Source organism: Nocardia alba NBRC 108234 (assembly GCF_001612665.1).
Taxonomy (GTDB): domain Bacteria; phylum Actinomycetota; class Actinomycetes; order Mycobacteriales; family Mycobacteriaceae; genus Nocardia; species Nocardia alba.
This window is the reverse complement of the sequence record NZ_BDAX01000034.1, coordinates 28,587-40,189: the sequence shown is the minus strand read 5'-3', so window position 1 is coordinate 40,189 and position 11,603 is coordinate 28,587. Positions and strand designations below refer to the sequence as shown.

The 11,603-nt window shown below is 68.3% G+C and carries 13 protein-coding genes; 5 read left to right on the top strand and 8 right to left on the bottom strand.

The features are described 5' to 3' along the window. Positions 1-7: 7 nt before the first annotated feature. Positions 8-1,489, top strand: coding sequence for a flavin-containing monooxygenase (locus tag NA12_RS28860; RefSeq protein WP_067458436.1), 1,482 nt, complete (start codon positions 8-10; stop codon positions 1,487-1,489). Next, positions 1,486-2,982: a flavin-containing monooxygenase gene (locus NA12_RS28855; RefSeq protein ID WP_067458433.1), complete on the top strand. Its 1,497-nt coding sequence runs from the start codon at positions 1,486-1,488 to the stop codon at positions 2,980-2,982. The genes NA12_RS28860 and NA12_RS28855 overlap by 4 nt, the downstream gene beginning before the upstream one ends. Here NA12_RS28855 and NA12_RS28850 read toward each other — a convergent pair. The 6 genes from NA12_RS28850 to mftR form a co-directional block, all read right to left on the bottom strand. Further along, positions 2,957-5,314 carry a SpoIIE family protein phosphatase gene (locus NA12_RS28850; RefSeq protein ID WP_067458666.1) on the bottom strand — a complete coding sequence of 786 codons (2,358 nt, stop codon included), beginning with the start codon at positions 5,312-5,314 and terminating at the stop codon, positions 2,957-2,959. The genes NA12_RS28855 and NA12_RS28850 overlap by 26 nt on opposite strands. A gap of 52 nt (positions 5,315-5,366) precedes the next feature. Beyond that, on the bottom strand, positions 5,367-5,960 hold the full coding sequence (locus NA12_RS28845) for a SpoIIE family protein phosphatase (protein ID WP_165914833.1): 594 nt from the start codon (positions 5,958-5,960) through the stop codon (positions 5,367-5,369). Positions 5,961-5,979: 19 nt separating this feature from the next. Beyond that, positions 5,980-6,393 (bottom strand): ATP-binding protein, encoded by a 414-nt coding sequence (locus NA12_RS28840; RefSeq protein ID WP_067458427.1) that lies wholly within the window; start codon positions 6,391-6,393, stop codon positions 5,980-5,982. Further along, positions 6,383-6,763, bottom strand: a complete 381-nt coding sequence (locus tag NA12_RS28835; protein ID WP_056809990.1) for an STAS domain-containing protein — start codon at positions 6,761-6,763, stop codon at positions 6,383-6,385. Before NA12_RS28835 ends, NA12_RS28840 begins: the two co-directional genes overlap by 11 nt. A 10-nt stretch (positions 6,764-6,773) precedes the next feature. Beyond that, positions 6,774-7,679, bottom strand: a complete 906-nt coding sequence (locus NA12_RS28830; protein WP_056809988.1) for an STAS domain-containing protein — start codon at positions 7,677-7,679, stop codon at positions 6,774-6,776. Between the two features lie 110 nt (positions 7,680-7,789). Further along, positions 7,790-8,416: a mycofactocin system transcriptional regulator MftR gene (gene mftR / locus NA12_RS28825; RefSeq protein ID WP_243654991.1), complete on the bottom strand. Its 627-nt coding sequence runs from the start codon at positions 8,414-8,416 to the stop codon at positions 7,790-7,792. A 76-nt stretch (positions 8,417-8,492) separates the two neighbouring features. On the opposite strand from mftR, the gene mftE reads away from it, so the two are divergent. Next, entirely contained in the window at positions 8,493-9,194 is a 702-nt protein-coding gene (mftE, locus tag NA12_RS28820; protein WP_067458423.1) for a mycofactocin biosynthesis peptidyl-dipeptidase MftE, read from the top strand. Further along, positions 9,191-10,435 (top strand): pre-mycofactocin synthase MftD, encoded by a 1,245-nt coding sequence (gene mftD / locus NA12_RS28815; RefSeq protein WP_243654992.1) that lies wholly within the window; start codon positions 9,191-9,193, stop codon positions 10,433-10,435. The genes mftE and mftD overlap by 4 nt, the downstream gene beginning before the upstream one ends. 100 nt (positions 10,436-10,535) lie before the next feature. On the opposite strand, the gene NA12_RS33945 is transcribed toward mftD, so the two are convergent. Beyond that, the gene (locus NA12_RS33945; protein WP_132370017.1) at positions 10,536-10,727 is read right to left on the bottom strand and encodes a hypothetical protein; all 192 of its coding nucleotides are present in this window, start codon (positions 10,725-10,727) and stop codon (positions 10,536-10,538) included. Between NA12_RS33945 and NA12_RS33940 the strand changes: the two genes are divergently transcribed. After that, positions 10,720-10,989, top strand: coding sequence for a hypothetical protein (locus NA12_RS33940; protein ID WP_132370019.1), 270 nt, complete (start codon positions 10,720-10,722; stop codon positions 10,987-10,989). The two genes, NA12_RS33945 and NA12_RS33940, sit on opposite strands and share 8 nt — an antisense overlap. Here the strand turns inward: NA12_RS33940 and NA12_RS28805 are convergent. Beyond that, positions 10,986-11,495 carry a MarR family winged helix-turn-helix transcriptional regulator gene (locus NA12_RS28805; protein ID WP_067458417.1) on the bottom strand — a complete coding sequence of 170 codons (510 nt, stop codon included), beginning with the start codon at positions 11,493-11,495 and terminating at the stop codon, positions 10,986-10,988. The two genes, NA12_RS33940 and NA12_RS28805, sit on opposite strands and share 4 nt — an antisense overlap. Between the last annotated feature and the right edge of the window lie 108 nt (positions 11,496-11,603).

Below are 11,603 nucleotides of genomic sequence, written 5' to 3'. Positions count from 1 at the left end.
GTCCACCATGAGCAGTAACGACACACGCCACGTCCAGGTCATGATCGTGGGCAGCGGGCTGTCCGGCCTCGGCACCGCCATCCGGCTGAGCCAGCGTGGCCTGTCCGACTTCGTGGTCATCGAACGCGGCCCCGATGTCGGCGGGACCTGGCGCGACAACACTTACCCGGGTGCGGGCTGCGATGTGCCCTCGCATCTGTACTCGTATTCGTTCGCGCTCAATCCCGAGTGGTCCCGGTCGTTCTCGCCGCAGCCGGAGATCGAGCAGTACCTGCGCACCGTGTCCGAACGCTTCGGCGTTCGCGACAAGCACATCTTCGATTGCGCGCTGACCGCGGCCCGCTGGAACGAGGCCGGCGGCCGGTGGGATATCGAGACCAGCAGGGGCAGCTTCACCGCCGACTTCATCGTCTCGGCGGCGGGCGTGCTCGCCGAACCGAATCTTCCCGATATCAAGGGCATCTCGAGCTTCGAGGGCGAGATCTTCCACTCCGCGCGCTGGAACCACGACGCCACCCTGACCGGGAAGAAGGTCGCCGTCATCGGCACCGGATCCTCGGCGGTGCAGATCGTCCCGTCGATCGCGCCCGAGGTGGCACACCTGGACGTGTACCAGCGCACCGCCACCTGGGTGATGCCGCAGCTCTCGCGGCCGTACCTGCGGCTGGAACGCTTCGCCTTCAAGCGCGTTCCGGGTCTGCAGCGGTTGATCCGGGCGCTGATCTACACCACGCGTGAGCTGTTCGTGATCACCCAGGTGAAGTATCCGTGGACCGGCATCGCGCTGGAAGCGGTCGGGCGATTCAAGATGCGCTTCGAGATCCGCGACCCGGAGCTGCGCCGAAAAGTGCTGCCGAAGCACCGGATCGGTTGTAAGCGCATGCTCGTGTCGAACAAGTTCTACGGCGCGCTCGATCGCGACAACGTCGACCTCGTCACCGATGGCATCGCCGAGGTTCGCAGCGGTTCGATCGTGTCCGAGGACGGAACGGAGCGTGAGGTGGACGCCATCGTGCTGGCCACCGGCTTCCATGTCGCCGATTCGCCGACATTCAACCTCTACACCGGTCGCGACGGCCGGACCGTGTCCGAGGCGGCAGACGCCGAGGGCTATCAGATGTACAAGGGCACGACCGTCGCGAACTTCCCGAACATCTTCTTCATGCTCGGGGCCAACTCCGGGTTGAACTACACCTCGCTGATCTACGTCATCGAATCCCAGATCAACTACATCGTCGACGCGATCACCACGATGGAGCAGCGCAACCTGCAGTCCTTCGAGGTCCGTCTCGACGCGCAGGTCGAATACAACGAGAAGCTCCAGCCGAAGATGGCCCGCACCGTGTGGGTCAACGGCGGCTGCACCAGCTGGTTCCTCGACAAGCACGGCAACAACTCCGCGCTGTGGCCCGACTTCAGCTTCAGATACCGGCGAATGGTTCGCGAATTCGACATCGACGCCTACGACACCACCACGAAGACACTGTGACCACATCACGAGCGCGCCACACCCGCGTGGCGATCATCGGCGCCGGGTTCGCCGGGTTGGGTGTGGCTATTCGGCTGCGCCAGTTGGGTATCACCGACTTCGTCGTCTTCGAGCGCGCGAGCGATCTCGGCGGTACCTGGCGGGACAACACCTATCCCGGCGCCGGATGCGATGTGCCGTCGCAGCTGTATTCGTATTCGTTCGCCCGCAATCCGCACTGGACGCACTCGTTCTCGACGCAGCCCCAAATTCAGCGGTACATCCAGGACGTGGTCGACCGGCACGGGGTCCGCGATTCGATCGTCTTCGAGTGCGAGGTGACCGACGCGCGGTGGAACGACGCCGCCGCGCGGTGGGAGATCCAGACCAGCGACGGTGCCCACACCGCCGACATCCTGGTGTCGGCGGCCGGCCCGCTGAGCGCCCCGAATCTGCCCGACATCAAGGGCATCAACACTTTTCGTGGTCCGATCTTCCACTCCGCGCGCTGGGATCACGATGTCGAACTCGCGGGCAAGCGAGTCGCGGTCGTCGGTACGGGCGCGTCCGCGATCCAGATCGTGCCGTCCATCGCGGGCGAGGTCGCCCGGCTCGACCTCTATCAGCGCAGCGCGCCCTGGGTGCTGCCGCGCATCGGCCGCAAGTACACCCGGCTGGAACGCCTGTACTACCGTCGAGTTCCAGGTGCGCAGCGGCTGGCCCGGTTCGGGGTGTACTGGGTGCGTGAGTCCTTCGTGTTCTGGCAGTCGAAATACCCACCGCTCGCCGACTTCTTCTCGTTCGGCGCGCGCATCAAGATGTGGTCGGTCCTCCGGGATCGGGAGCTGCGCCGCAAGCTCACCCCCGGCTACCGTCTCGGGTGCAAGCGCATGCTGATCTCGAACGTCTACTACCCCGCGCTGGCTCGTGACAATGTCGAGGTCGTCGTCGACGGCATCGCCGAATTCCGCGAACAATCGATCGTCGCCGACGACGGCACCGAACGCGAAGTCGACGCCGTCGTGCTGGCCACGGGTTTCCGGATCACCGACTCGCCGACCTACGACCTGATCAGTGGGCGTGACGGGCGCACCCTGTCCGAGGTGTTCGACGCCGAGGGCATGAGCGCGTACAAGGGCACGACCTTCGCGAACTTCCCGAATCTGTTCGTGATGATCGGGCCGAACTCCGCGTTGAGCTACACCTCGGCGGTGTTCACCATCGAATCCCAGATCAACTACGTCATCGACGCTGTCACGACCATGACCGCCGGTGGCTTGGGCGCGGTCGAGGTCCGTGCGGACGTGCAGGCCGCCTACAACCGGGACCTGCAGAAGAAATTCGACGGCACCGTCTGGAACACCGGCGATTGCACCAGCTGGTTCGTCGACGAGAACGGCCACAACGCCACCCTGTGGCCGGATTTCAGTTTCCGGTTCCACCGGCAGCTGAAGAGCTTCGACGTGCGGGCCTACGAGACCACTCCGGTCAGAACGAGTTCTGCCGGGAGCTGACGGTCGGTGGTCGTGAGGAGGCACGCAGCGGGTTCGCGGTGGGGAAGGTGATCGAGGGCAGGGTCACCCACATGCGAACCCGGGTGCCGGTCTCGTCGTGGTCGAAGGTGAGGTCTTCGGTGAGAATCCGCATCATCTCCACGCCACGACCGCGATAGCCGGGATCGGTGGGGGTGGGGATCCAGTGGCCGGTGTCGGCGATCTCCAGGACCACCCGGTCGCCGTCGCAGCGAGCCGTGAGGCGCACGCGGCCCGGTTCGGTGTCACGGTAGGCATGTTCGACGCTGTTGCTACACGCCTCGTTGGCCGCGGCGACGAGGTCGGCGGCCAGGTCGTGCGGGACCGCGGCGGTGGCGAACCAGCGATAGAGACCGCGGCGCACACCGGCCAATTCGGCTGCGGCAGCGGGGAAGTCCAGGCTCAACGGCTCCGGGGGCTGGCGGTAGACGACCATGGCGACGTCGTCGTCGTAGCCCGCGGGCGGGCACAGCCGCGACAGCACCGCGTCGGCGACATCGCGGGGGAGCGCGGTGCCGGTTTCGCTGAGTACGTCAGCGATCTTGACGAAGCCCTCGGCGATGTCGTACCCGCGCTGCTCGACCAGGCCGTCGGTGAACAGCACCAGGGTGGCACCCGGAGGTAGTGCCGTCGTGGCCTCCGGTCTGCGCGGGGTGTCGAAGGTGGCCAGGGGGACCGCGCGGCCACCCTCGAGGATGCGGCCCGGCCCGCCGGGCGGTGCGAGCACGGGCGGCATGTGGCCCGCGTTCGAATACCGCACCATCCCGCGTTCGGGATCGAGCACCGCCGCGCACACTGTCGTGCACATGGCGCCCGGGATCCGGGAGGCCACGGCGTCGAGTTCGGCGAGCAACTGCGCCGGTCCGGCGCCGCGCAGCAGCAGTGCCCGTGCCGCGGTACGCAATTGGCCCATCACCACGGCGGCGGACAGACCACGACCGACGCAGTCGCCGACGACCACGCCGATGGTGCCGTCGCGCAGCGGCACCACGTCGTACCAGTCGCCGCCGATCTCGAGCGGTGGCAGGGCGGGTTCGTAGTGCACCGAGAACCGGGGCGGCAATTCGATCGGTCCGAGCATCGCCCGCTGCAGGGTGAGCGAGGTGGCGCGCGCCTGATCGAAGTTGCGGGCGCGCTGGAGTGCCACGCTGAGATGCCCGACGAGCAGCGAGTACAGGGCCCAGTCGGCGGCGCTCACCGCGCGCGGCGCGCCGAAGCGCACCCACAGCGCCGCGTCACCGGTCTCGCCGAGCGGCGCGACGACCGCGTCCACGCCGCCCTCGTCGCCGGTGATGGCCGCGAGTCCGCGGGCGGATTGTCGGCGTGAGCGATCGAGCAGGGCCTGGGTGTCGTCGTCGAGCACGACGGGCGCGTTCGCGCGCGGACCGCTCTGGCTGATCGGTGCCGCGGTGAATTGTAGTGTGGTGCTGATGGTTTCGGGCGCGGGCTGCGGTCGGCCGCTCGACGGCGGCACCCCGCACGAGTAGACATCGGGGCGTCCGGTCCGGCTCGGCCAGATCGCGACCAGCGCGGTCTCGGCGCCCATGGTGCGGCGCAGCTCGTCGAGTCCGACCGCGAGCACCTCCACCATGCTCGTCGCCGCGCCGACGGCGGTGGCCAGGCGGGAGGCGGCCTGGTCCCGGGCCTGCGCGTCGTGTTCGGCGGTCACATCGCGCACGGTGCCGACGAAGATCCGCTCGTCGTTCTCCTGCTTCACCAGCGAGCTCGCGCTCACCGCCAGCCACCGTTCCCGGCCGTCGCGATGACGCACCGGCATCACGAATCGCGCTGCCTCCGTGCCGATCTGTGGGTAACCGCTGCCATCGCCCAGCGCCCACGGATGGGGTAGGGAGAACGGCACCTCGTTGGCGCCGTAGCCGGTGAGCACTCCGAACGCGGAGTTCACCTCGACGATGGTGCCGTGGTCGTCGGCGACGAAGAACCCGTCCTGCAACGATTCGACCAGCGCGGTGCGAAACGCGTCGCGGCCCTCGAGATCGTCGGCGCGGGAACGCTGTTGCTCGTAGCGGCGGGTGCCGTCGAGGTAGCCGCGGGTGGCGATATCGAGCGCCGCCATGGTCTGCAGCAGGAATTCCAGCGCCACTTCGGCGCGGCGCGGATCGGCGTGGGTGTCGGTGTCCTCGGCGACGGCACGGAAGTGATGCTCGGTGAGATCGAGCAGGCTGATGTCTTCCACGAGGGCCCGCCTGCCGAGGTCGTAACCCTCCGAGAGGCCTGCCTGGCCCGGTGCGGCGACGTGGCGGCGCATGGCCGCGGAATAGTCGTCGAGAAATGCGACCAGAACAGCGCTCATCGGCAACCTCTCATCGGCCGGGTCCGCGCGAACACGCCACGGTGTCGGGGCCTCACGGGCACGGCCCACGGAAACGCGCCGCGAGTACCAGCGCGTCGTCGGTGTCCTTCGCGTCGCGGGCGAGCAGATCGCCCGCGATGGCGGTGGCCGATTTGGCCAGATCCAGCGATTCCGGCCCGACCGCGACGATGCCGTCGGTCGCCATCAGCAGCAGATCGCCGGGGCGGATCGGCAGCGTCTGTGGCTGCAGGTGCGAAGGCAGCCGGTATCCGACGATGCCGCCGGTGAGCAACATCGTCGCCCGCAGTTCGGTACCGGCGGGGCCGAGGGTGAGCAGTCGTGAGTCGACATTGCCGACGCCGAGCCACTGCAGCGTCTCTCCCGGCTCGATCAGTGCCAAAGACACCGCGGCGCCGCGAGTTTCGACCATCGCGCGATGGCAGAGCACCATCAGCACATCCAGCGGTTCGCCGCAGTTCTCGGTGAGGATGGCTGTCGCGCGTTGGGCCGCCTCGGCCGCGGGCGCACCGTGGCCGAGCCCGTCGAGCACCGCGAACAGCACACCGGCGCCGGTGTCGAGCACGAGCGCGCGGTCACCGGAGACGTCCTGACCGGGCAGTGCCCGGCCGGCCGTCGACCACTCCATGCGCCCGATGATCCCGTCCTCATGCAACGTCGGGTACCCACTTCCACATCTCGATCAACGTCCCGCGGCCCGGGGCGGAATCGATGGTGAGCCGGTCCATCAGCCTGCGCGCGCCGGGCAGTCCGAGTCCGAGTCCGCGGCCGGTGGAATAGCCGTCTTCCAGCGCGCGGGGAATATCGCGGATGCCGGGACCCTGGTCCTCGGCTTGGATGACGAGCGCGCGGCGACCCTCGCGCAAGTCGATGAGCAGCCTGATCTCGCCGCTTCCCGCGTAACTGGTGATGTTGCGAGCGATTTCGGAGATGGCGGTGGAGATCATGGTGCGGTCGGTGAGGGTGAAACCGAGGTCACCGGCCAACTCGCTACCGGCCTGCCGGGCGGTGACGATGTCCTCGGAGACCTTGACCGCGATCGCCACTTGATCAGCGGCCACTGTCGCGACCGTCTCGTCGCCGCGGGTGCCGATTCAGCCAGGAGAGGCCTTCCTCGAGGTCCAGCGCGGTGTGCATGTCTTCGAATGTCAGGCCGAGTTGCACCATGGCGAAGGCGACTTCGGGTTGCAGTCCGACGATGACGGTCTCGGCACCGCGCAACTGGGTCATGTGCGCGATGGTGCGCAACGAGCGCGCGGCGAAGGAGTCCATCACATCGATGGCCGTGACGTCGACGATGATGCCGGTCGCGCGGTAGCGACTGACCTGCTTCATCAGGTCGTCCTGTAGCCGCTCGGTGTCGGCGTCGGTCAGGGCCGACTGCACCGAGGCGATCAGGTAGGTGCCCTGCTTGAGAATAGGTACCGGCATGGTGGCTTGGTCAGCGCCCGTCCCGCTCGCTCAAGCGCTCGGTGACCCGGGAGACCTCGTACCCGAGCAGCCGCTCGGCCTCTTCGATACCGCCCTGGAGGTCGCCGACCGCGTTCATCTTGGACAGATCGAGGCCGATGGTCACCAGGGTCAGCGCGATCTCCGAGGACAGGCCGGTGATGATCACGCTGGCGCCCATCAGGCCGGACGCGTCGACGGTCTGCACGAGGTGGTTGGCCACCACGGAGTCGATCGCGGGCACACCGGTGATGTCGATGACGACCACCTTGGCGCGGTTGGCGCGAATGGCGCGCAGCAGCTGCTCGGTGAGCTGGCGGGCGCGCTGGGAGTCGAGTACGCCGATGATCGGCAGGATGAGCAGCTGCTCGCGGACCTGCAGCACCGGGGTGGACAGCTCGCGGATGGCCTCTTGCTGACGGCTGATGACGCGCTCGCGCTCCTGCACGAACGACACGGCCACGGTGTTGGCGATGCGGTTGGCGGCAGGCTCGTAGGCGTCGAGCACACGATTGAGCAGCTCGAAGTTGGACTGGTACTTCTCGAAGAGGCTGCGGGCCAGCACATCGCGCAGCAGCAGCACGATGCCGATGACCTCGTCGGTCTCGACGCCTCGCGGAATGATGCGCTCGGACAGGTCGCGAGCGTAGGCCTGCAGCGCCTCGACGCTACCGGTGACGAGCACCTCGACATAGTTGTCGTACATCGACGTCGCCTCGGAGAAGATCTCCTCCGGGGTCATCGCGGTCAGCAGTTCGGCTTCGGTGATGCGCCGTGCCCACTCTTCCCGCAGCCCGGTGCGGTTCTGCCGCAGGTGCTCGACCAGCTGCGGGAGCAGATTGTCGAGCGGTTGCGCCGGCAGCGAATCCGCCGAAAGACTCGTGGACACCTCGGACATGGAAACCCCTGCCCCTTTCGACGACGGACGTTTTCGGTGCGCACAGCGCGCGCTGAGCCTGAGCCTACTCATACCCCCTCCCCGGTGCTGCCCAAACGTGGCGCTCCCGGCTATTCCGGGGCGAACCCGCGTTCCAGCGCGCGCAGGGCCCGGTCGAGATACACGGTCAGGTCGGTGTCGCCACGCTCGAGCCAGGCATCGAACGCGGCCCGCGCGGCGGCCAGGGTGGTGCGCCCGATGGCGAGGGGAATCAGCTCGCCCGCATCCGCGCCGAGGCGGCTCGCGGCGAACTCGCCGACGGCGTGTTCCCACGCGTCGTAGTGCGCCCCCGCGCCCGCCGACAGGGCGGGAACCCCGGAGACGAGCCGCATTCTGGTGCGCAGTTCGGGAATGTCCTCGGGGCGATATCTGTTGGCCGTCACCACGATTCGGCGCACCGCCGCCATCATCGGCTCGTCGGCGGGGACGGCGGCGAACGCGGCGCGCAGGTCGTCGACCTCGTTGTCGAACTGGTGCCACAGCACCTCGGCCTTGGTGGGGAAGTAGCGGAAGAAGGTGCGCTCGCTCACCCCGGCCTCGGCGGCGATGCGTTCGACGGTGACGTCGTCGAACCCGTGCTCGGCGAACAGTTTCATCGCGATCACCTCGAGCTGGCGTCGCGTGGTGCGCGGCGGACGCCCGCGGTGCCCCGGCTGCTTCGGGGTCGACATCGGTGCGCGCGAAGGCGGGGCGGACATGGATACAGGATAGAGAGGGGTATTCGACCCGAACGAACTATTGATTATGTCAGTGACTGACGTTAATGTTGGCGCCATGTTCGTGGCGCACCTCACATCGCCCGAGGCGGGTGTGCGCGCCGCCGCGGGAGTGATCCTGCTCATCCCGCTCGGCGCGACCGAGCAGCACGGCCCCCACCTGCCGCTGTCGACCGACAGCGATATCGCGGCGGCGGTGTGCCGTCGGGCCGCGGCCGAGTGTGGCGAGCTCCTCATCGCGCCGACCGTGGCCTACGGGGCCAGCGGCGAGCACGCGGGATTCGCCGGCACCTTGTCGATCGGGCAGGCGGCGCTGGAACTGCTCGTCGTCGAACTGTGCCGTTCCGCCACGGATACCTTCGCGCGGATCGTGCTGGTCAACGGGCACGGCGGCAACATGGAAGCGCTGCGCCGAGCCGTCGCGCTGCTGCGCACGGAGTCGCGCGATGTGCGGCTCTTCTCGCCCGGCTACGGCGGCGACCCGCACGCCGGGCGCACGGAGACCTCGATCCAGCTCGCGCTGAACCCGGCCCTGGTCCGCGCGGAGCTGGCCGAACCGGGGGACCGCCGCCCGCTGACCGAACTGCTGCCACTGCTGCGCGCGGGCGGCGTGCGCGCGGTCAGCCCCAACGGAATTCTCGGCGACCCCACCGGATCCAGCGCCGAGGAAGGCGCCGACCTGGTGACAGCCGCCACTACCGCATTGCTGGAAGACCTGCGCCGATGGTGGCCGCAGGATCGTGAGGAAGGACCCCGATGAATACCTGGTTCGAAACCGTCGCCGAGGCGCAGCGGCGCGCCCGCAAGCGCCTGCCGAAGTCGGTGTACGGCGCGCTGATCGCCGGATCGGAACGCGGACAGACCATCGAAGACAACCAGACCGCGTTCACCGAACTCGGTTTCGCCCCGCACTGCGCGGGCCCGATCGGTGACCGTGACCAAGCGACCACGGTGCTCGGGCAGCACGTGTCCATGCCGGTGCTCATCTCGCCGACCGGCGTGCAGGCGGTGCACCCCGACGGCGAGGTCGCCGTCGCCCGCGCCGCGGCGGCCCGCGGTATCGCCATGGGGCTCAGCTCCTTCGCGAGCAAGCCCGTCGAGGATGTCATCGCGGCCAACCCGGCCACGCTGTTCCAGCTGTACTGGTGCGGCAACAAGGATCAGATCCTCGAGCGGATGGCCAGGGCGAAGAAGGCAGGCGCGGTGGGCCTGATCCTCACCCTGGACTGGTCGTTCTCGCACGGTCGCGACTGGGGCAGCCCGGTGATCCCGGAATCGCTGAACCTGCGCACGATGCTGAAATTCGCGCCGCAGACCCTCGCGCGGCCCCGCTGGCTGGCGACCTACCTGCGCTCGGGCAGCATTCCCGACCTCACCGCGCCCAATATGTCGATCGGCGGCGGCGCGGCCCCCGGATTCTTCGGCGCCTACGGCGAATGGATGCAGACACCGGCACCGGATTGGGACGATGTCGCCTGGATCTGTGCGCAGTGGGACGGCCCGGTGCTGCTCAAGGGCGTGATGCGGGTCGACGACGCCCTGCGCGCCGTCGACGCGGGCGTCGCCGGCATCTCGGTGTCCAATCACGGCGGCAACAATCTGGACGGCACCCCCGCCGCCATCCGCGCCCTGCCGGTGCTCGCCGACGCGGTCGGTGACCAGGTCGAGGTACTGCTCGACGGCGGCATCCGGCGTGGCAGTGATGTCGTCAAGGCCGTGGCGCTCGGTGCGCGCGCGGTGCTGATCGGGCGCGCCTCCCTGTGGGGCCTGGCGGCCAACGGCCAGGCCGGTGTCGAGAACGTTCTCGACATCCTGCGTGGCGGCATCGATTCCGCGTTGCTGGGTCTGCGCAAGACCTCGATCACCGACCTGACCCGCGACGACATCATCGTGCCCGCCGGCTTCGAACGCGCGTTGGGCGTCGATTCGGGTCAACGGGATTCCGGCAACAAAGATTTCACGACCAATGGAACAGTCGTGAGCGGCGCCGCGACTGGTTAATATCGAGGGTTGGTCAGCGTCGTCCGAGGGGGAGTTCCGTGGGTGTGGTTTCGGAGATCGAGGGTTCGCGACGGCGAATCATGATGTCGCGCAGCGTGTCCTACACGCTGCCCGCCGTGGTGGCGGTGGCGCTGGTCTCGGCCGGATGTGGCAGCGCCACACCGAAACCCGCACCGCGCGCGGCGTCGGCCACGCTCACGACCACGTCGAAACCCCCGTTGACGACATCGCGGTCGGCCACGCCCACCACGACCGCCGCCAAGTCGGCCGCGGTGGGCGTCTGTGTGGACAAGACGACCAATGTCCGGGTGGCCGACGACCGGTGCGACACCGGCTCGAGCACGCACTCGCGCTTCTGGTATCAGCACACCGACACCTTCGTGTACCCGGCGATCGGCGTCGCGGTCGCCCTCGCGGCGGGTAGTTTTCTGCGGCCGACCACCGGCGAGGTGTTCGATCGCGGCGCACCCACCGATGGCGGCACCGTCGCGCGCGGTGGATTGGGCAAGGCCCGCCCCGACTCCTCCGGCGGGGGCGGCAGCGCGGGCTCCTAGTCCTCGCCGGGCGCCGCGGTCTGCAGTCGGCCGACCGGTGCGGTCGGCTTCGTGCCGCGATGATGATCGACGAGTACGTCGTAGATCTCCGCGAGCGTCGCGAGCTGGTCGCGATCGAGCACATCGATCATGTGCTCGCGCACGCTGCGCACATGGGCGGGCGCGGCGGTGATGAGCAATTGTCCGCCGGCCGGGGTCAGTTTGGCCACGGTCCGGCGCTGGTCGTGCGGCATCGTTTCGCGCGAGACCAGACCACGCTTCTGCATGCGGGTGATCTGGTGGGAAAGGCGGCTCTGCGACCATTCGAGCGCCCCGGCGAGGTCGGCGAAGGTGAGTCGTTGTCCCGGCGCGTCGGCGAGATAGACCAGGACGGAATACTCGACGTAGCTCAGGTTCGCCGCCCGGCCGGCATCGCGCCCGATCGCCGCGGCGATCAGGTCGCGGGTGCGGACATAGCCCAGCCAGGCACGCATTTCGACATCATCGAGCCACTGTGGATCGGTCACGATCGAGCTCCAGATTCTGAAGGTGCAGGCTTCGGATTGAACGGTGCGCTCCCGCCACCGCCCGGAGAATGGGTAGCACCGTTTGGGTTGAACGTGCAACCTCGATGA